This window comes from Pseudomonas sp. KBN12P06040 (genome assembly GCF_037574965.1).
GTDB lineage: Bacteria > Pseudomonadota > Gammaproteobacteria > Pseudomonadales > Pseudomonadaceae > Pseudomonas > Pseudomonas aeruginosa.
This window is the reverse complement of sequence record NZ_JBBELS010000002.1, coordinates 313,757-332,873: the sequence shown is the minus strand read 5'-3', so window position 1 is coordinate 332,873 and position 19,117 is coordinate 313,757. Positions and strand designations below refer to the sequence as shown.

Sequence of the window (19,117 nt, the reverse complement as noted above, 5' to 3'; positions counted from 1 at the left end):
TCCATCGCAAGACAACCCCGCCCTTCGGCGGGGTTTTTTTTGATATCCCCCAAAAAAGGGGCACTCCCTTTCCATTATTGGATTGAACAAGGATTTCAAGACATGAAATACATCCACACTCCTGAAGCGAAGGCATTCCTGGTCGACGGCAGCACTTGGCCGGCCACCATAAACACTTCGCTCCCCCATTTCCTCGCCAAGGCATCCGGCATGCTCTTTGGCGGCAAGAGCAGCCAGGAGATCCGCCTGGCTGAAGGTCAAGTTCTACCCAAAATTGAGCATGCGCGCAGTCTGGTACTACGCCAGCTCCGCCCATTCCTGTTTGTCGACCCGACAGGGCTGTTCAACGGCATGGAGCCGGTTGCTGCATACGATAAGTCGCTGATCGTCGCAGACCAGGTCCTGGTGGCTGTTGATCTGCTTGAGGACTTCGACATTTTCGTTGGGCTGACCCGTCTGTATCCGGCCTTGGTAAACGATGCTGCGGCCGTGAGAGCCGAACTCGCCAACCAGATTGCCCGTAGCTACAACGGCGTCCACAAGAGCGTACGGAACGTGAATAGCGGCCGCGCGCACCCAAGCGGATGAGCATGACTGATCGAATTCCTGACGGGGCTGAAGCCCTCACCCGCGAACGCGGTACCCTAGTCGATATTGTTTTCCGTGATCCCGCCGGTCCTTGGTCGGTTTGTACCTTCCGGCGGGAAGACAACACCTCCTTCACCGGTACCGGCAATTTCGGCAACGCAATCCTCTATGAGGACTACATCCTGTACGGCAAGCGCGTACCGGATATCGACGGCGCTGATTTCGATGTCAGCCAGTTCACCTCGATGCCACCAGCGAAGGTTGAGTCACTGGTTGGATATCTCAGCGTCCTCACTGGCGTCCCACGCAGTGTTACGAGCAAGGCTGTCCAGCACTTCGGCGAAAGTCTGATTCCAATTCTGGACCAATCACCAGATAGACTCGTGGAAGCTGGAATCTCCCCGCAAGAAGCCCAGGTCTTAGGCCAGGTTTGGGCTGATCAACGAAGTGAGCAACTCGCACTCGCACAGATCGACGTCGAGGGTATTCCGCCGGCGAAGCTGGCAACCCTGCAACGTCGCTTAGGCTATGCCGCGAACCTCAGTGAGGTTCTGAAAGAAGACCCTTATCTGCTCTACGTCCATTTCGAGGACATTCTCTTCACTTCCGCGCTGAACCTCGCGAAAAGGTTTGGAGTGACCAACAACACAGTCTCTGCAGTTAAAGGCGCGGTGGTCGGCGTGCTCCGCCGGGAGGCTTGGCTCGGGCACAGCTACGTTGAAGGGAGGCCGCTCATCGAGTCGGTCATGAAGATGCTTCGACTCACCAAAGATGAGATCAAGCCCCTCATTGCTCAGGCCGTAACCGACCTCGCCATGGCCAAGGTTGTCCATGCCAGCGGCGGACAGCTACAACTCCTGAGCCTGCACGAAGCAGAAAACAAACTGGCCGGCCTCGTGCGGAAATGGGCAGCACTGGACTGCAAAGACGCCGAGGACCTGGTGCCCACCGAAAAGATGGCCACCAAGCTCTTGAAGCCACTGGGCCTTGAAAACGGGACTGCGAAGACGTTCTCAGCAGGACTCCGCTCGCTCTTGGGAGAACGTTTTGCGCTGATCCAGTGCGAAACCCTCTCAGACCAAATGCTGGTTATCAAGGGCCTTCAACTCTTCCTGAAAGCCTTCGGCGCAGACGCCATCTATTCCGCTTATACAAACGAGATGGCTGACGAGGTCAACCGACTGCTCGATGACGACAGTGTCGTCGTCACGTACTCGGCATTGATAGGCATTGATCCAAAGACAGGGGTGCCTTCACAGCATGGCAAAAGACCGATCAACGCGGATGTGTTGATTCTTGCCGGGGCGGACTCGCTTGGGATAGAGGAAATGGTGAACGTCCTGCGCGCCGTACCAGATTCGAGCAGGGTTTTCCTGCTTGGGGCAGCAAAGGACCTACCAGCTCACTCCATTGGCCAACCGTTCGCGGAGCTCACCCAAGGCGGGCCGGCGCGAGTTTTCCAGGCGAGCTTTTGGTTGCCACCCAGATCACCGCAACGCGAAGCATCGCGGCGTATCTGGAGCGGGACGCTCAAAGCGAACGACGAAACCTTCGACCCAACCCAAGCGATATCTTGGCTGTCGGTGCCATCCGAGCTGCTCATCGAGACCTTACCTGTTGTGGTTAGGGAGTTCGCCCGGCAGCTACAGGTAGACCCGCTGCTCGATATTAGGGTTGTAGTCCCAGCCGCCAAGGGGCCTCGAGGTGAGGACATGGTGGGCCCGCTGTCTGCAGCGATCGCTCGGGAGTTCACTGGCGAGGAGCACCTGGTTGAGTTCCATGGAAAAGGGCTGTTCAAAGGATTGCCTTTCGTAGTTAGGCAATCCGTCGCCAGCACAAACCATCCACCCTTTTCCGTGTTCACCGCCGCTGAAATCAATCCAGAGCGCCTGAACGCTGTAGACCGAGCTGGTAACCATTACTTGCTCAGCCTGGCAGAGCGCCTCGATGTGTTCCAGGGCGCTGTCATGACGCCGAAGCTCATCCGGGGGCGAGTCTACGACGTTGTCGTCTTGGTGGTCGGCGAGGGCCAGCAGGACCTCATCAACACCACCCTCATCTCGACTCTCCTGAACAGTGCGAAGACCACCTTGCTGGTGGTTGGCGCACTCGACGGATTGCTGACGGGATATTCCCTGCGCGAACCGACTGTTGCCCGGTCTCTTCTCCCTAAACGGATAAATCCAGATGTCGATCAAATCAGCGCGCCTTGAGGCGCTTGCCGCCGAGCATGCGGAAATTCAGCGACAGCGAAATATCGCAATCAGCCTTCCGTTGGTAGGGGCAGCAATTCCATTTGTGCCGCTCCCCTTGACGGTGGCCATCGCTGCAGGCTGTGCTATCTGGTCCCTGCTGCTTGATCGGAAAGAAGCTGAAGCGTCTACCACGGATATCTGGGACGCCGGTTACATCGAAGCCCCGATTCCGGATTGCGACTTCCGCCGCTCCACTTTTCTGGGCAAGGCCATTCCTTGGACAGAGTGGAAGGATCGCGTTGACGCGATCACGAGTACGAAGGGCATCGCCACCGCTGACGATATCCGCCGGGAGTTGATCGACACCTATCCATCAATGATCCCATTCATGCTGTCCGACGACATCATGACTCGCCATGTAGCGCTGCTCGCTGCAACCGGGACCGGCAAGACCGAACTGCTTCTGGCAATCATCCAACAACAGATAAAAAAAGGGGCCGGCCTTCTGCTAATCGAAGCGAAGTCAGACTCTGATTTCTCCGGCTCGATTTACGGAATGATGGAAGCGGCCGGCCGGCTCGATGAGCTGCTGATCATCAACTTCGAGTTCCCGGAAATGTCGCATACCTACAATCCGTTCTTCTCGGGCGGGGTCCGCGCAACCATTTCCACTGCAATGAAGCTCCAAGCCAACTCCAAAGAGGAGTTCTGGACGGACATTGCTCGCTACTCCCTGACTGCCGCGGTGCTGTCGCTGAAGCTGCAGCCCGGGGAGCCAGTGTTCCACATCAAGGACATCATTGCAGTGTTGTCCGACTTCGACCTGCTGCTGAGCTTTATCCGCAACATACGGGTATCCGACTCCATCTATCACAGCGATGGTGTCGAGTGGCTGCACTCATACCTTCGCTTCTGGTTCGACGAAGAAAAACAGGTGTGGAACCTGCGCGGGTACAAGCAGTTGCTCCAAGGACTTGTGTCAAAACTTTCGGCGTTCGCCCACTCCGAATACTCCAGCATCGTCAATACCTACAGCCCGGATGTCGACCTCAAAGAGGCGATCCTCCAGAACAAGGTTGTTGTGTTGTCCATGTCGTCGCTTGCCGACAAAGACGGTGTGGAGCTATTCGGCAAATTGTTCATCTCTGATCTTGCTCGAGCGATCGGCGAAATCCAGCTCTCGAAAGCCAAACCGCTGATGATGTGCCCGGCCATTTTCGACGAGTACCCATCATTCATGGACGAGAGCCAGGTATCCCTGTTCCAGCTGGCGCGATCGGCGAATGTGCCCATCATCATTGCTTTCCAGGGCGTTGGCTTCCTCCAGAACATTTCCCCTGCCTTCGTCGAGATGGTGCTGGGCAACTGCTGGACACACCTGTACTGCGACATCCGGGATGCCCAGACGCGGGAGTTCGCCGTCAAGCTTGCGGGGACGATGATCAAAAGGTTCGTCCAAGAGTCCTCTGGCAGCAGCACGGGACAGAGTTACGCATCCGAGCAATCAGGTCTCTACACAAACGACTCGGAAGGCGCCAGCTCAAGTACCGGATACAAGGCGACGCGGGAGGACATCCTGCAACCCGAAGACTTTGCGTCGCTCGACCAAGGCGACGGGATCATTGTCGCGAAGTCGGGAACCTATCGTGTCCGCATGCCGTTGGTGAGGAACAGCTTCCCGAACGTCCACTTCAAGGACATGCGACTGGTCCGCAGGCCACGTCGAGCGCGCTCGGGCGTCAACGCCTGGCAACGATTCCACGAGAAGAACAAGGCAATGCTGGAAAAGCTGACTCAGGGCTGAATTTAGCATGCGAAACTCGAGCATTGAGGAGACACCATGAATTGGCAAGACAAACTGCGGCAGTGGGATTGGGACTTCGGGGTTGTATGGGACTGGTTTCTCGATATTACCCAGTTCCATGTGCAGCGAATCGGTTGGCCCGCTTACTTGGCCATCGCTGCCGTGATCATCTGCCTCGGGCTTGCTTTCCAGCCTACTCGCGGCCTGACCTCTCTGCTGATTAACGCCTTCGTCCGCATGATTTTCACCTACGTGCAGATCGTGCTGTCGTTGGTAACCGTGCAGTTGTTTGGATTCCTGGGCAAGGTGCTGCTTGCACAATTCCATCGAACCAGGCGCTGGGTTGGCCAGCTGTTCGACGAGAAAAAAACCTCTTAACTCTCTGCTCCCCTCCCCTCGGGCCGGCCCAAAGCCGGCCTGTCACTACCGACCCTCAAAAAAGGGGCACTCACTTTCCACTATTTGGGAAAGGAGGGCCCTTTATGAACTTTCACGCATGGGCTTTAGGGATCGGATATCTGGCGGCCATTGCCGTTCAGCCAGCATTTGCTGAATCCGACCCGTACGTAATCGATCAGCGCGATCCCCGGTATCAGCGTGCCATTGAGCACCTGTCTCTCGCTGCTCAAAACCTTCGCATGGCTCAGGACGAACTCAAGAAGGCCGAAGCCAGCGCCCCACTTCCAGGGCTGGATCTCGTAAGGATGCTCGCACAGGTCCGGCCCGTGGAAGAGACCATCAACGTAGTTCTGCAACCGGAGCAAAAACGGCTCCGTTACCAGACCGTTACCCCCGATGGCCTGTTTTTCACCCCAACTCGAGTCGGAGATTGACCCATGCAAATGACTGGCCTCGCGCCGCAACTGAAAACGGAGGACCTCAAACGCTTTGCGTTGGGGATTCTCGCACTGGCGGTGACCATCTTCATCGTCGCCATGCCCGATATCGCAATGGCTGCGTTCGACGGCGATTTCGCGCCGGACGAGACGATCGCGAAGAACTCCAACAACAGCTTCCTCTACTGGTGGCGTCTGATTGCCAGTTACGGTCTCTGGGCCGGGTTGGCACTTCTGCTGCTGTCGGTGCTTTTCGCAGGCGCACGCGGCTGGTGGGTATTCGTGCTCGTGGTTCTGATTTCCCTCTTCGGTGAAACCGTAGTGGTCAAGGCCGGTAACCTGGCCGGCTTCAACATGGCCGGTGGTACTGGTTCCAGTTCTTCGGGGACCAAGTAACCATGCGCTTGAGAGTCACAACTGAAGCACCGACTTATGCCTTCGCGACGAGCCCGGTGAACTTCGGAGGCCTCACCCAAGAGGACCTTCTGTTCTTCATCGTTCCCTTGGTGATCGTCAGCAAAACCACAGGCGAAAACCTTTGGGCCTTTGCCGTTGCATTTTTCTGCCTGTGGCTCTTCAAGCGTTCCACGAGAAATAAGCCTCAGGGCTTCCTAGCCCTGATGGCCTCAACTTTCGTAGGCGACCTCTACGTAATGACGAGCGAGTTCCCTGCCCTTCAAAAGGCAGTCGGGAAGTTCGGTCGCTTCACTGCGCGGATCTGGCTCGAGATCGGGCTGATTCCCTCACCGTCTTACTGCAACCGATACGAGCCCTGACATGAGTGAGCAATACGGCGCACCGTTGAAGTATTTCAATTTGCTCGGCGCAAGTGATCTTCGTGCGGGCAGAGCCATCATTACGCTGATCGCCATCTCAGCGGTTTTTGCAGTCGTTATCGCCGTGCTGGTTGGCATGAATAGGGAACTGCAGGAAACAAACCGGAGATTGCAAAGCGAGCGAATCATGTATGGATTCCCAAACTCTGAGGGGATCTTTATCAGCGAGCGGCAGATTCCACAGAGACACATCATTGCATTCGTGGCTGTCTTCCTTGACAACTACTACAACTTCACTCCTCTGTCTGCTCGAACCAATGCCGAAGAAGCATTGAGAATGATGTCGCCACGTCTCCGCGCGCTGAAGGAAGATAGTTTGAAGATCGTTGCAAACCAGTCGGTTGAGCAGCAGATCACACAGGTATTCACAAAATCTTCTCCATATCAAGTCGAAGTTACCCCACAGGGTTATGTGGTGTCCTTCACTGCTGAACGCCACAGGGCCACTTTGAATAGGGTTTTCAACAAGGCTAAGTACAATGTGAAAATTCTAATCAAGCCAGTCAAGCCTTCGAAGTTCTACGAGTGGGCGGTTGTGGCTGATGACTTCGACATCCAGGAGATTTAGGGTTGAAGAAGCGACTGATAGCTGCCGGCCTTTGCGCAGCCATGTCAACCACGATATTTGCGAGCGACGAGTGCAACCGGAATCCGCGCACTGTTGTTTACAACAACTCGCCAGTTGACATTTACATTTCAAACGACACCCAGCGTGCAGAGGTTTTGTTCCCCGAGCCCTACCTCGACGGTATTTATGTAGAGGTAACTCAGGGCATGGACTTCTACCCGTCCCCTATCAAAAACAAGCTCGCATTTCAAGCGACAGATCCGCTGTATACGGGCCTTGTTTATGTCGATGCGCCGTCCAAGCAAACGTACATTCTCAAACTTATAACCCGGCCTGGTTGCGCAGACAGCCAAGTCACTATTTCGGGCCAGCCGATCGCTGATAGGTCCGCCATGGCGCGAGACTCCCGCGGAAGAATTAAAGGTCTGATGAACTATCTCTACGATGGGAAACTGCCTTCGGGATATCGCGAACAGGATTTTTCCCGACTTTCAGAGACTGATCGTGTTGTGTTTCGGCAGGGCTCGCTGGAATTCAAACTTCGCTCCCAAGTTGTGGGTCCGAAGTACATCGGCACTACTTACGAAGTCATCAACAACGGTCGCACGTCAACAAAAGTCGCCATTGATCAAATCGACTATGGCAACAAGGCCGTACGCGAGTCCCTTGGAATTGCCAGACAAGTTTCCATGCTCCCTTCCTCTCGGATACTAGGCCCCTCCCCCGAATACATTACCGAGGTCTACGGAGAGTCACATCGCGGGTTGCTATTCATCGTATCGGAGAAAGTACAGTGAGCGCCGATAACGATCAGAAGAAGAACGTAATAACGAAGCAACGCGGCCTATATATCGTCGCTGCAGTTGGTGCGCTTGGTGTTGCCATGAACTTCATGGGCGGCAACAGCGAAACCACAGGTGCGACTTCGGTTGACGCACCCAAGGCAGTTGAGGTTGGCAGTGACAAAGTCAACTCGATCACCATCCAGGATAAAGATGCTGCACTGACTCAGTTCGCCAAGAAGATCGAAACCCTTGAGGACAAAATCAAGCGAGGCGAGGAGGATCGCGAGGCTCTCAAGGCGAAGATGCTTGAGGACCAACGCAAAGCAGAGCAGAAATCGAACACTGAGATTCGAGCTCTCAGTGAAGAAGTTGCACAACTACGAAAAGATCAGGTTGACGGTGTTTACGGTGGTATCAACAAGCTGGACAAAGGCTCCAGCATGCCATTGCCACCCTCATCTTCTGAAGGACTAAACCTCGAGGACTTTTCACTCGAGCCGCCAATGCCGGCAGTTTCTGCAAACCCATCGAACTCCAACCGTTACGGTCCGAACTATTTCCTGCTCAATGGCGGGGACGCGGGCGGTCAGCAATTCAACGGAAAAAGCGGAGGCGGCGCGGGCTCAACTGCTGAGACCGAGCAACAGCTGTTTGCCAACATGTCAGCTCCTGAGTCGAATGGCATTCAGCGCGCTGGCGTGAATACCTACAACGAGACCGACGCGACCCTGGCAAAGCTGAACGGCCGCCAGCCGAACCCGGACCCGATGCCGGCAGCCCAGTCTCTCAACGCCTCCCTGCCAACCCAGAGTCCGCGCGAAACGTATGAAGTTCCCGCCTTCTCTTTTGTGGAAGTCACCACGCTTCACGGGGTTGCGTGCCCGATCGGCGCCAACGCTCCTGGGGCATCCGAAGAAGGGAAAATTCCCGCTCGACCGGTAGTCCTTCCGGTGCGCGGCATCTTCAAGGGTCCCAACGGCGCCGAACGAGATCTCGGCACTATCCACCTGATGGGCCTCTGCTCTGGCAACCGCAACTCCAGCTCGAATACGGGCCGCGCGACCATTCGCATCGAGCAACTCTCCTACTGGGACGAGACCGGTGGTGCCCAGACGGTCCCTGCAACCGGGTACATCGTCGATACGCGAGACAACGAGCAAGACGTCTACGGCCGCCTGGACAAGGCCTCAGGCCGCACCCTCGCACTCCAGTCAGCTGCAGCAGCCGCAGCGGCATATGCCTCCACCCTGAGCCAGGCCGAGTTCACTACGAATAGCGCGATGGAAAACGGAACCAGCTCAACCACCAGCCAGTTAACCGGGAACGCCACGAAGGCGGCGGTCAACGAGGGCATCGCCGGGATGTTCAAGAAGATCTCGGAGCGATTCGAGCGAGAAGCAAACGCTGCGGTAGACACCGTCATCGTCGAGCCGGGCATCAAGCTGCGCTTCGTAACAGACCAAACCTTCCGTGTTTTGAAACCAGCTGAGGCGTTCGACATTGACCCCGGCATGTACGACACCCTGATCTAGGAACCAGCCATGAACATCCGCCCATTCTTGGCCTTGTCCACCGCATTGCTTCTCAGCGGTTGTGCCAGTGAGGAGCCTTTCAAAAACAGTGCTTCGATGGACCAGATCTACGATGCGGTCCATGGCAGCGCCAGCAGAGACACGGTCTCGCTCCTGCGCCAAGGCCTGCGCGCGCGGCCAGAGCTTGGCTCATCGGAACCGTACTTTCCGATCCGAAACCCGGACGTTGTAGCGCCGGTATGGGTGGTGCCATACGCCGACGCTAAAACCGGCGTGAAGCATGGCGGCCGCTGGGATTACATCATCGTGGAGGAAGCAGATTGGGCAAACTGACCATCGGCTTCTGTCTCCTGGCAGCGGCATCCACGGCTTTGGCTGAGGGTGTTCCCCAGATGTACAAGGATGCCATTCGCGAACACCACACAAAGATGATCCTGGGATCAGGCCAAGACCTGACTGTTCTTCAACCTGACGTCGTTCTCTATCGGAAAATTTTCCAAAAGGAAAACACAACCGATCACCGCGAGCTGATTCAGGCAGACGAAATCCCGTGGGCACAACTCTTCAAGAACCAAGACCTCACCCTTGGTGAAATCGTCCGACTCTCGGCCGCAGCGTCCGGCTACGACTCTCGCTTCGATCCGCAAGTCAACCAAGACCAAGTGATCAAGCTCAACTCGCATCCCAACTCGCTGCGCGACCTTGCGGAATACCTCACCCGAGTCAGTGGCGCTCGTGTGACCGTTTACCCGGAAGGGCGCGTGGTTACAGCAACACTCAAGGGGCAGGGTTGATGGCCAAGGTAAAAATTGACGACCTGCATCTCTACGACACTGAGTTGGCTGGCCTGGCTCGCCGCGGGTATCAGGGCGGCATGCCCATCCAGTTGCTTTCCGATGCATTCCTGTACGAGAAGCATGGCAGCTATTTCCACACCATCGATGGTCGCTTCGCCAAAATCTGGAAGCTACGAGGTATGGATGCCTCGCTCCTGAACAACGATGACCTGTGGTCCCTCAGTAAAGGTCTTGGTGATGTACTGAACAAGTATCCATCTGGATCGGCCGGTCAATTCATTCGTCACACCCATCGAGATATTCGCGAAGTTCTTGGGATCTACCGTGCAGGTATTGAAGGCGGAGAAGATGAGTTCGCTCTCGAAATCGCGAACTCGATCGTCGAACGACAGATCGTTGCGGCAAGCTCGCCTGAAGGTTTCTTCACAAAGCTCTCCACCGAGGTCCTTGAGCGCATGCGTGAGGACTCTCTGGCCGAGATCGAGGATGAGAAGCTTCGAAATAATGTTCGGACTCTTCTCATGGGCGGTGACCCCTGGGCGGAAGAGGGAGAGGATGACGTCCGGGCCAATGTCACCGAGCAGATTGAGCGCGAAGTAAGCCAAGGTCGCTATCCCTTTGTAACGGACTTCTACCTGGTCTTGCTCTGGAGTCCGGATTATCTCTTCGGCAAATTCATCGACAACACAGCGAAGAACGCACTGGCTTCGATGGGGCTTATCGACGCCAACAAGCTGGCTCATAAGGAATACACGAAGCACGCAAGACGCTTTGGCCAACTCTGTCATGAGATCGGCCAGGCTCTGGCCACGTTCGGGTTCCAGCCGGGCTCGCTTAACGGCCAAGGCCTCATCAACCTTCAGTACCAGCTTTTCAACCCCGTTCGCTGCTTCAAGGTCGACCCGCCCAAGTACCGGCCTGACTTGCCCATCCTGGATTGCTTGAAGAACCCGAGCCAAGTCGCGTACCGGGAAACTCTCAACAATGCCCCGATGTTCGCCTCTGTCGAAACCGAGGAGAAAGGCTGGACGATTCACGATTCTGGCGTCCCCTACTTCATCCGCCCAGTCTCGGTACTAGGTAAACCAACCTCGAGCTTCCCGGGCATGCTGCAGGTGGCCATGTCGGGCATCGAGAGCGAATCGCTGATCACCATCAACTGGAGCGTGCCCTCACCAGTAGCGATGATGAGCCGCCTATGGACTCGTGGGCGCATGCAATCCGGGAAAGAAGCCATGAAAATTGGCGACAAGGATCTGCTGGCTCAGCAGCGCAATGACCTGGAGAAGGTCAAATCCAAGATCAGTGCGGAAAACGCCAACAACCGCGAGCAGTTTTTTGACGTGTCGCTTCACATCAACCTGATGGGGTTCGTCGAGGCCCAGGTCGATGATCAAGCCATGCAGTTGGAGAACATGCTTTGGCGTGTGGGGCACAAAGAATCCCTTCGCGGCAACGCTGCTGTCAGGAACAGCATGCCGTTGAACTTCCGCAAGAGCAGCATGAAGCTCTTCCGTCGTGACACCCCTCACCTCACGGAAAGCTTGTCCCATCTGTGTCCGTTCTTTGTTGAATACCAAGGCTGTTCCGACCCTGCAATCCTGATGAACAACAGGGCGGGACAGCCGATCTATCTGGACCTGTGGGGCCAGATGACGAACACCGCGCATAGCCTGATTTGCGGTAGTACCGGTACTGGTAAGTCGTTCACCTTCAACAACCTGTTGATGGCCTTGAGGGTGAAGTACCGACCGAAAGTCTGGATCATCGACAAGGGCGACTCCTACGAGAGCCTCTGCCTGGTTCTCGATGGCAACTACATTCGCCTTGCGACCGAGCCGTTCAAAGAGCCGATCACCGGGCGGACCATCAACCCCATCTGTATCAACCCGTTCTGGATCGGTAAAAACGACGACGGCAACAACGAAATGCCGACGTTGGAAGACATGTTCTTCATTGCTCGCATGCTGGTGATGATGATCACCTCCAGCGCTGCAGAGCAGTCCAAAACATCGGTCATTACCCCAGTGACAGTGCCTCTGCTGTATCAGGCACTCAACGAGTTCTATACCGACTGGGTAGCTACCAAGCCGAAGGACGAACCTCGTTTCAGGGACTTCATCCCTTACCTCGACAAAACTGAGTTCACTGAACAGTCGGGCAGATCGCTCGTCCAGGCGCTCACCCTCTACTACGGGGCCGGGCCATTTGCAGCTCTCTTTGACGGCTTCCTGCAGGTCCAATGGGAGAACGACTTTACCGTTCTCGAAACCCAGCGGATGGCAAAGTCTCCAGCCCTACCCGTAGTCACTCTGGCCCTGTTCCGCCAGATCGACTTGTACTGCAAGTTCAAGCTTGAACGTAGCCGCAAGAAGATCGTGGCTGTCGACGAAGCGTGGGCAACCCTTTCTGACCCGACTGCCGCATCGGCGCTCTCCAGCTTCTATCGAGAACTCCGCCGCTATGGTGCCGGCTGCTTGCTGATTTCTCAGACCGTGAAGGACTTCGTCAACTTGATCCGTGCTGAGTCAGGTGGGAATGGCGAGTCACAGGACGGCATCCTCGAGAACACAAGCCATTACTTCTTCCTGGCCTGCTCGCAGTCGGACTACGACATCGCGAAGGAATTCCTCGCATTTACTGCCGAGGAGATTGAGCTTTGGCGATCGCTTGCATCTCTGCCCCCGCTGTACAGCGAAGTCTTTTACCGGATGCGGACAACCAAATCCGAATACTACAGCGGTGTCTTCCGGCTCTTCGCCAGCCCCATGGCGCTTTGGATCGCTTCGTCCCATCCGGACGACTACCAAATGCGCGAGCGCAAGACCCAGGAGCTTGTGCAGAAGCACTCCATCTCCGAATCAAAAGCTCGCCAGAAGGCAATCTCCGAGCTCGCAAAATCTCACCCGTATGGTGCTCGATACCATGTCAACCAAGCTGCTTAAAACCCTCGCGGCGGTAGCCGCACTCGCCTCGCTCGCAGCTTGTTCGTCGAAGTACGAACCGCGCGAAACGATCATCGAGGAGCAGGCCAAGCCTATTAAGCCCCTCTACGCCCCCAAAACCGAACTCGAGCGCCGCGCTTACGAGGAAGGCGTCACACAGGTCCTCACAGATCTGAAGGGAAAGATGCGTGCACGCGATCGGTTCACCTGGGACCCGCCGATCATTCAGTGCGGTGTTGATATTCCTGCACGGGTGCAAAACGGAATGCTGGTCCCGGGCCACAAGGAATGCGTCCAGATCGCTCCAGGTCGCTGGACCGAAGAAGCACCAACCTATCTGCCGGTATTGGGAAATTAAGCCATGAGCAACAACGAAGAAAAACCTTCCCTGAAGGACCTCGTCAATAAGATCAGCTCGGGGGTTGGCAACCTCGCACGTAAAAAGCCAGGACAGGACAGCGCCAGCCAAGGCACAGAGCCCACCATTGACCTTGGTTCGGCGGCCGCGAAAGAGTCGCCTCAAGCCGACGCACACGGCGACGAACTGGAGCCCTTGGAACCGATCATTGCGGAAGAAGATGATCAGAAACCCAAGAAGACCAACAAGCTTTCCCAACTCACGATGGGGCAAAAGCTGATTGCAGCGATCCTGGTCGTGGGGCTTGTCCTCTTCGCCAAAGGTCAGATGGAGGGTTCCAGTACAAGCCAAACGCCTTCTGAGAATGAAGCAGCGCAGGAGGCCCCTACCTCCAGCGAGGAAGGAATGGCCTTTGGTACAGAACCCGCCGATCACACCCAAGCAGAACCTGGCGCCCAGGATGATCTGTCTCTGCCTATTGATGGTCCCGGTCAAACTTCGCGGAGTCTCAGTTCTGAACCAGAGCCATTCCAAAAACCAACTGAAATCAGTTCGGCTCCTCCAGCATTCGGTGGGCTGGACCAGCCATTGAGCGAGGCGGCACCCCACACCACCGCATCCCCTGACCTGGGTGTCTCTGCTCCTGCTCCTGCTCTTGCACCTGCCGCGGAGCCTTTCTCGCCGCATGAGGATTCGCCGGCAAATCCTTTCGGTGCTCAAGCACCAATAGCAAGCCAATCTGGGGCCGCAATTACCTCTTCGATTGGCGCGGAAAAGCAGCCCCCCGTTTTCGCTGGAACCCCCAGCGTCAACCCGGATAGTGCTCCCGTAAAGGAAGCGCCGAAAAGCAATGAGGCTTTGACAAAGGCTAACGCTGACATTGCCGCTCAGGCTGAAAAGATCTCAGCCCTCGAGCAGAAGCTCAGCAAGATGGAAGCCCAACTCAAAGCTGAAAAGGCCAAGCAAACCAAACCGGCTGTTCAGCAACGCATCACCAAAGCGCCGACAAGAACCCCAGTGGCGAAGTCGTCGCCAGTCGCGATAAGCAAGGCTCGTCCGCGGATTTGTGTGAAAGCAGTAGCAGAGGCGGCCAGGAACTGCAGCACCTGTGTTGCACACGCCTTCATCGTGCACGCGGGAGCAGAGGACATGGTTGGCCAAGGCGATTTCCTTGATGGGTACCGCGTTTCAATCGTGGGCGATCGCTTGGACCTGCAAGACAAAAACGGTCAAGTGGCCCACAAGTTCTGGAGTTCACCAAATGGCTGTAGCGCGATCTAACGTCCTCCGTCAGGTCTCACCGGATGAGCAACTCAATCTGGAGCGCCTGGCCGACGAGGTGAATCGCAGCTACTTCGGAAATTCCATCAACATTCGCCCGCGCTGGGGCATCCCCAGCGCCTGCGAGTCCCCAGAGCCTAAGACTGAGATCAATCATCTCTCTCCACAGGAGCTGAAGGATTTGCAGGCGGGTGTTGAGGCCTACCACAAAAAAGATCTTCAACAAGCCAAAACACTCCTGGAGCAGTTTTCACCTAACGGCCCAAGAGACGCAGCACTGCTGTACGTACGAGTGCTCACCCTGCTGAAAGATCCAACCTGGCCGGATGTGGCCAAATCGGTGAACAGAGTTTGCGACGACACGATCTACGTCGCCCCGGGCAGCATCGAAATGGTCAGCGGCGAGGAGTCGCTTCTGGTTCATCCGATCCTCTCAAGATCGGCCGGCAATGGAGCACCGATTTTCGTCATCCGGTACATCATCCATCACGAGATGGTTCACAAGTTCCTTGGTACCTCCTCTACAGACCCTCACCCGGAAGCTTTTCGACGTCTTGATGCCTGCGCACGTGATCGTTCACGCGCTTTGCAGTGGTTGCGCAAGAACCATTTCACAACGATCGAGGATTCGTCCCGATGAGATGGATTTTGATTGCACTCCTGTTGATCACCTCGGCCACTGTCTCGGCTCAGGACTATGACTACCTCATCGACGCTACGGCAGCCAGATACGGAAATGATCGACTCGTGTTCCGGGCAATGGTGCAGAAGGAATCCAGAAAACAGCCGTGGGTATTCAACGTAGACGGCGAAGGATTTTGGTTCCAGACCAAAGACCAGGCCGTCAATGCCCTTTGGGCGCTCACCTCCGCACCCTGGCTTGTAAAGATCATCCCGGACAAAAACTCCAAAGCAATACGGCGGTTCTTCCCATCTGAACGAGCTGCATTGAGTTTCGCCAATAGCTATCAGCGCAGCAGACAGGCCCAGGGCTTCCCCGCTCTCCTTCAACGAATGGATGACGCGAAAGAAGTCCTCGATGGGCAGCTGCGCGTGCGCAAAGTCTGGCTACTCAATACCGATCTCGGAATCGCGCAAATCAACTACCGCTTTCACGGCAAGGGCAAGGCCACTGTCCAGCAGTGGCTCGATCCTGCTTTCAATCTTGACTACGCAGCCCGCCATCTCACGGACCTGAAAAAGCGGTACGGATCAGATCTTCAGGCGGTCGGCTACTACCACTCCAAGACCAAAAAGTACCGCGACATTTACATGAAAGAGTTCATGCCGATCTATCACGAGGAGAGAGCCCGTGCGGGTATTTCTATTGCTGCTAAGTAGCCTGCTGATCAGTACCTCACTGAACGCAGCGGAGAAAGGTCCTTCAGAGGATCAGCGCGTCGGCGAAGGCCTGGTACTCATGCTCAAAGGGGAAAACCAGAAGGCCTGGGATCTTCTTTTCCCCGAAGCCAAAGCAGGCAACGTTACGGCGATGTACCACCTCGGGATGATGATGATGCGGGCAACAAATACCCCGGATCATTTGCAGAGGGCAAAGACCTTCTTCGAGGCAGCTGCCAAGCGTGGCCATAAGGGCAGTGAGGCAATGCTCCTGCAGGTACAGAAATCCTTAGCTGCAGCCACGCCAGGCACCCTCCCCTCGATTGCCGGGAGAAGCGGCCTCCCGGTCCCGGCAGATCTGGAAGGAGCTAAACGGCAAGCCGAACGCATGAGGCAACAGGTTGGCCGTTTCATAGATCCTCTACGTGAGGCCGCTGCAGAAGTGACGATCATGTCGTTCGTGTCCGACAACTCGGATGCGGTCGAAAAGATTCGCTCTGCGATCGACGAGGTCCGGGCCCGTTTTGGTGATCGAGTAGACGCTCAGTTCTACGTCGTGATCGATCAGGCCACATGGGACCCCAAGCGAGTTTTCAATCAGCAATCCGGCCAACTTCCAATGTTGGGGTTCACCCCTGACATGGGTGGGCGGATTGCCAGCCAGTACGGTGTGCGAAGCACGCCGGCACTGGTCCTCATTCCCAAGAACGGACAACCCAGGGTGGTCAACAACCCTGCCTCATTGGTTGCCGATCTCACATCGTTCCTGAACTGAGGTCACCCTATGAACCACAAGCTCAAAATCGGGCTCGCCTTCGTCGCCGGCGCACTGATTTCCAACGCAGGCACTGTCATGTCCAACGTGCCCAACGGGCAGGATGTCCTCGCGGAAGCCTTGTCTTCGGCGCTGGATAGGGTGAATCGGACTGCACGGGATCGTGAGAATGAAGAACTCGACAAACTCCCGAACATCCTCGACTGCCAAAACATGCAGTGGATGAAAAACTGCACAGAGCTCAATCGAAACGCGAAGAAAAACCCGAACGCGCCTCTGCGAATTACCAACAACAAAGGGCTCGAATTCAACTTCCAACCGGGCACCCCGAGTGCAGTCATTCGCCTACAGCTAGAACAGTCTCCCGAGGCCGCCAACGAGTTGGTCAGCTACATGGACCAGACCTGGGGCCAGTATAAGCAAGCGGCAAATCTCTACCAGATGGCGATGTGGCAACGCGGCGACCTCCAACACATCAAGGGGCTTGACGCGGCCATGGAAGAGTCCGCGGCGAAGAAGCCCATCGACACCGACTCGTTGAGCATCTCGGTATTCACTGAATCCACCTGCCCTGTCTGCGATCGTCAGTTGGCCACTCTCGGCAGGCTGGTTCAGAAATATCCGAAGCTGAAGGTGCGGGTCTTCCAACTCGATCGGGATGCAAAGGTCTTCGCAGAGAAAGTGACCGCGCGTGGCTTGACCGGGCGGATGCTCAGCCAGGCTGAAAGAGACAACGTCACGAAGATGGGCATCACAGCCTGGCCCATCACTTGGATCGACAACATGAAAGTGAGCCGAAGAGAAACTCTGGTTGGCAACAGAACCATGAACCAGCTGGAGGGCCGACTGATGGCAATGACATACGTGAAGAACACCACTGTTGCGAAGAAGGATTCCAAATGAAGCTGAACAAACTTGCGGTCATGGTTTGCAGTGCTCTCATCAGTTTCAACTCCGCAACGGCGTTTGCTGATTATGGATACGGACCTATTGATGGCAACGGTAAAAGCGACAGTTCCGACTCGCCTTGGTCCCGGCGAATGGATGATGTGACAGGATTATTCGGCGCCAAGCTCAGTGGGAGCGCTGTTAACAAGGCAGGACGGGGCGGAAGCGCAAGCTTCGACACATTCACGCCCTTCCAAGACAAACAGCAGTTCATTGTTGGCGCTTACGGTGCCACACAGGTTGGGGTGGGGTGTGATGGGCTAAATCTCGGCACAGTCCTTGACGGTCAGATTGGTCAGTATGATCTTGCCCAGTCCCAGTGGACACCCCGTTAAGCGATAAACTGCAACGAGGTGAATCATGGCAAGACAAGCAACCCCAATGAAACAGACCCGCACCCGCCATTCCCAAGCCTACAAGGACGAAGCGCTGGCTTTGGCCGAGCGCATTGGCGTCAGCAAGGCTGCCGAACAGCTCGGCCTGCATGCTTCCCAGCTCTACGGCTGGCGGAGCAAGAAGCACCAGACTCAGTCCGGCAGCGAGCGCGAGCAGTCGCTGGCCGACGAGAATGCCCGACTCAAGCGGCTGTTGGCCGAGCACGCCGAGGAGCTGGCCATCGTAAAAAAGGCCGCCGCGTACTTTGCCAAGAGCCTCAAGTGAAGTACGCCTTCATGAGGACTCATACCGCGCATTTCTCGATCCAGGCCATGTGTCGCGTGTTGGGCGTTGCCCGCAGCGGTTACTACGCTTGGTGCTCTCGCAGGCCGTCAATGCGCCAGCGGCGAAGAGCCGAACTGGATCGGCAGGTCGCTCAGGCATACAGCGCACGCAAGGGCCGCAGCGGGGCTCCACGGCTTTGCCACGACCTGCGGGAAGCCGGCCTACCCTGCAATCGCAAGACGGTAGCCGCCTCGATGCAACGGCAAGGACTGCGTGCCAAGGCCGCCAAGAAGTTCAAGGCCACGACCAATTCTCAGCACTCCCTGCCAGTGGCAGAGAACTTGCTCAAGCAGGATTTCAAGGCATCTGCGCCAAATCAGAAATGGGTGGGTGACATCACCTACCTGTATACGGAGGAAGGCTGGCTGTATCTGGCAGTGGTCATCGATCTGTATTCACGGATGGTGATCGGCTGGGCCATGAACGAACGCATGACGGCCGACTTGGTTTGCGATGCCTTGCACATGGCGCTGTGGCGACGTAGGCAGCCTAATGACGTGATCGTGCATAGCGACCGCGGCAGCCAGTACTGCTCAGCGGCTTACCAGGAGCTGATCCGCGCCCATCACTTGCGATGCAGCATGAGCGCCAAAGGCAACTGCTACGACAATGCCTGTGCAGAGAGCTTCTTCCACAGCCTGAAGGTCGAGTGCATCCACGGCGAGCGCTTCACGAGCCGCGCCCAGATGCGTGAAACCGTGTTTGAATACGTCGAAACCGATTACAACCGCCAGCGGCGACACAGCACGCTGGGGCACATCAGCCCAGAGGCCTTCGAGGCCAGGATGTGTGCTTAAACCCGTGTCCA

The 19,117-nt window shown here is 56.2% G+C and carries 21 protein-coding genes; all 21 read left to right on the top strand.

What is annotated here, in order from left to right:
• Positions 1-102: 102 nt before the first annotated feature.
• Positions 103-588, top strand: coding sequence for a hypothetical protein (locus VQ067_RS32435; protein WP_010792911.1), 486 nt, complete (start codon positions 103-105; stop codon positions 586-588).
• Positions 589-590: 2 nt separating this feature from the next.
• Complete coding sequence (locus VQ067_RS32430) at positions 591-2,801, top strand: helix-hairpin-helix domain-containing protein (protein WP_230690411.1); 2,211 nt, start codon at positions 591-593, stop codon at positions 2,799-2,801.
• Positions 2,776-4,587 carry a type IV secretory system conjugative DNA transfer family protein gene (locus VQ067_RS32425; RefSeq protein ID WP_010792909.1) on the top strand — a complete coding sequence of 604 codons (1,812 nt, stop codon included), beginning with the start codon at positions 2,776-2,778 and terminating at the stop codon, positions 4,585-4,587. The genes VQ067_RS32430 and VQ067_RS32425 overlap by 26 nt, the downstream gene beginning before the upstream one ends.
• Positions 4,588-4,623: 36 nt before the next feature.
• Complete coding sequence (locus VQ067_RS32420; protein ID WP_010792908.1) at positions 4,624-4,965, top strand: hypothetical protein; 342 nt, start codon at positions 4,624-4,626, stop codon at positions 4,963-4,965.
• 104 nt (positions 4,966-5,069) lie between these two features.
• Positions 5,070-5,420 carry a hypothetical protein gene (locus tag VQ067_RS32415; protein ID WP_010792907.1) on the top strand — a complete coding sequence of 117 codons (351 nt, stop codon included), beginning with the start codon at positions 5,070-5,072 and terminating at the stop codon, positions 5,418-5,420.
• Positions 5,421-5,423: 3 nt separating this feature from the next.
• On the top strand, positions 5,424-5,819 hold the full coding sequence (locus VQ067_RS32410; protein WP_010792906.1) for a hypothetical protein: 396 nt from the start codon (positions 5,424-5,426) through the stop codon (positions 5,817-5,819).
• 2 nt (positions 5,820-5,821) lie between these two features.
• Positions 5,822-6,199, top strand: coding sequence for a hypothetical protein (locus tag VQ067_RS32405; RefSeq protein ID WP_010792905.1), 378 nt, complete (start codon positions 5,822-5,824; stop codon positions 6,197-6,199).
• A 1-nt stretch (position 6,200) separates the two neighbouring features.
• Complete coding sequence (locus tag VQ067_RS32400; protein ID WP_010792904.1) at positions 6,201-6,827, top strand: hypothetical protein; 627 nt, start codon at positions 6,201-6,203, stop codon at positions 6,825-6,827.
• A gap of 2 nt (positions 6,828-6,829) precedes the next feature.
• Positions 6,830-7,624, top strand: a complete 795-nt coding sequence (locus VQ067_RS32395) for a hypothetical protein (RefSeq protein WP_010792903.1) — start codon at positions 6,830-6,832, stop codon at positions 7,622-7,624.
• Complete coding sequence (locus tag VQ067_RS32390; protein ID WP_010792902.1) at positions 7,621-9,144, top strand: hypothetical protein; 1,524 nt, start codon at positions 7,621-7,623, stop codon at positions 9,142-9,144. Before VQ067_RS32395 ends, VQ067_RS32390 begins: the two co-directional genes overlap by 4 nt.
• 9 nt (positions 9,145-9,153) lie before the next feature.
• A complete protein-coding gene (locus VQ067_RS32385; RefSeq protein WP_010792901.1) occupies positions 9,154-9,477 on the top strand; it encodes a TraV family lipoprotein in 324 nt (107 codons plus the stop codon).
• Complete coding sequence (locus tag VQ067_RS32380) at positions 9,465-9,938, top strand: hypothetical protein (protein ID WP_010792900.1); 474 nt, start codon at positions 9,465-9,467, stop codon at positions 9,936-9,938. The genes VQ067_RS32385 and VQ067_RS32380 overlap by 13 nt, the downstream gene beginning before the upstream one ends.
• Complete coding sequence (locus VQ067_RS32375; RefSeq protein WP_340080994.1) at positions 9,938-12,886, top strand: VirB4 family type IV secretion system protein; 2,949 nt, start codon at positions 9,938-9,940, stop codon at positions 12,884-12,886. The genes VQ067_RS32380 and VQ067_RS32375 overlap by 1 nt, the downstream gene beginning before the upstream one ends.
• Positions 12,867-13,244, top strand: a complete 378-nt coding sequence (locus tag VQ067_RS32370; RefSeq protein ID WP_042857273.1) for a hypothetical protein — start codon at positions 12,867-12,869, stop codon at positions 13,242-13,244. The genes VQ067_RS32375 and VQ067_RS32370 overlap by 20 nt, the downstream gene beginning before the upstream one ends.
• Positions 13,245-13,247: 3 nt before the next feature.
• Entirely contained in the window at positions 13,248-14,525 is a 1,278-nt protein-coding gene (locus VQ067_RS32365) for a hypothetical protein (protein ID WP_058199787.1), read from the top strand.
• On the top strand, positions 14,506-15,165 hold the full coding sequence (locus VQ067_RS32360; RefSeq protein ID WP_023111075.1) for a hypothetical protein: 660 nt from the start codon (positions 14,506-14,508) through the stop codon (positions 15,163-15,165). Before VQ067_RS32365 ends, VQ067_RS32360 begins: the two co-directional genes overlap by 20 nt.
• Positions 15,162-15,866 carry a transglycosylase SLT domain-containing protein gene (locus tag VQ067_RS32355; protein ID WP_042857277.1) on the top strand — a complete coding sequence of 235 codons (705 nt, stop codon included), beginning with the start codon at positions 15,162-15,164 and terminating at the stop codon, positions 15,864-15,866. The genes VQ067_RS32360 and VQ067_RS32355 overlap by 4 nt, the downstream gene beginning before the upstream one ends.
• The gene (locus tag VQ067_RS32350) at positions 15,838-16,641 is read left to right on the top strand and encodes a sel1 repeat family protein (protein WP_010792894.1); all 804 of its coding nucleotides are present in this window, start codon (positions 15,838-15,840) and stop codon (positions 16,639-16,641) included. The genes VQ067_RS32355 and VQ067_RS32350 overlap by 29 nt, the downstream gene beginning before the upstream one ends.
• 9 nt (positions 16,642-16,650) lie before the next feature.
• On the top strand, positions 16,651-17,544 hold the full coding sequence (locus tag VQ067_RS32345; RefSeq protein ID WP_019486160.1) for a TlpA family protein disulfide reductase: 894 nt from the start codon (positions 16,651-16,653) through the stop codon (positions 17,542-17,544).
• Positions 17,541-17,924, top strand: a complete 384-nt coding sequence (locus VQ067_RS32340; RefSeq protein WP_340080987.1) for a hypothetical protein — start codon at positions 17,541-17,543, stop codon at positions 17,922-17,924. Before VQ067_RS32345 ends, VQ067_RS32340 begins: the two co-directional genes overlap by 4 nt.
• 25 nt (positions 17,925-17,949) lie before the next feature.
• A protein-coding gene (locus VQ067_RS32335) for an IS3 family transposase (RefSeq protein ID WP_105446839.1) occupies positions 17,950-19,106 on the top strand; the annotation gives its coding sequence in 2 pieces (ribosomal slippage) (positions 17,950-18,208 and positions 18,208-19,106; 1,158 coding nt in all).
• The last annotated feature ends 11 nt before the right edge of the window (positions 19,107-19,117 follow it).

What these genes read in the sequence shown, in the direction of transcription:
- VQ067_RS32370 (WP_042857273.1), top strand. Translation starts at nt 12,867, where the DNA reads ATGTCAACCAAGCTGCTTAAAACCCTCGCGGCGGTAGCCGCACTCGCC.
- VQ067_RS32405 (WP_010792905.1), top strand. Translation starts at nt 5,822, where the DNA reads ATGCGCTTGAGAGTCACAACTGAAGCACCGACTTATGCCTTCGCGACG.
- VQ067_RS32340 (WP_340080987.1), top strand. Translation starts at nt 17,541, where the DNA reads ATGAAGCTGAACAAACTTGCGGTCATGGTTTGCAGTGCTCTCATCAGT.
- VQ067_RS32360 (WP_023111075.1), top strand. Translation starts at nt 14,506, where the DNA reads ATGGCTGTAGCGCGATCTAACGTCCTCCGTCAGGTCTCACCGGATGAG.
- VQ067_RS32420 (WP_010792908.1), top strand. Translation starts at nt 4,624, where the DNA reads ATGAATTGGCAAGACAAACTGCGGCAGTGGGATTGGGACTTCGGGGTT.
- VQ067_RS32355 (WP_042857277.1), top strand. Translation starts at nt 15,162, where the DNA reads ATGAGATGGATTTTGATTGCACTCCTGTTGATCACCTCGGCCACTGTC.
- VQ067_RS32410 (WP_010792906.1), top strand. Translation starts at nt 5,424, where the DNA reads ATGCAAATGACTGGCCTCGCGCCGCAACTGAAAACGGAGGACCTCAAA.
- VQ067_RS32365 (WP_058199787.1), top strand. Translation starts at nt 13,248, where the DNA reads ATGAGCAACAACGAAGAAAAACCTTCCCTGAAGGACCTCGTCAATAAG.
- VQ067_RS32435 (WP_010792911.1), top strand. Translation starts at nt 103, where the DNA reads ATGAAATACATCCACACTCCTGAAGCGAAGGCATTCCTGGTCGACGGC.
- VQ067_RS32385 (WP_010792901.1), top strand. Translation starts at nt 9,154, where the DNA reads ATGAACATCCGCCCATTCTTGGCCTTGTCCACCGCATTGCTTCTCAGC.
- VQ067_RS32375 (WP_340080994.1), top strand. Translation starts at nt 9,938, where the DNA reads ATGGCCAAGGTAAAAATTGACGACCTGCATCTCTACGACACTGAGTTG.
- VQ067_RS32345 (WP_019486160.1), top strand. Translation starts at nt 16,651, where the DNA reads ATGAACCACAAGCTCAAAATCGGGCTCGCCTTCGTCGCCGGCGCACTG.
- VQ067_RS32415 (WP_010792907.1), top strand. Translation starts at nt 5,070, where the DNA reads ATGAACTTTCACGCATGGGCTTTAGGGATCGGATATCTGGCGGCCATT.
- VQ067_RS32430 (WP_230690411.1), top strand. Translation starts at nt 591, where the DNA reads ATGACTGATCGAATTCCTGACGGGGCTGAAGCCCTCACCCGCGAACGC.
- VQ067_RS32425 (WP_010792909.1), top strand. Translation starts at nt 2,776, where the DNA reads ATGTCGATCAAATCAGCGCGCCTTGAGGCGCTTGCCGCCGAGCATGCG.
- VQ067_RS32400 (WP_010792904.1), top strand. Translation starts at nt 6,201, where the DNA reads ATGAGTGAGCAATACGGCGCACCGTTGAAGTATTTCAATTTGCTCGGC.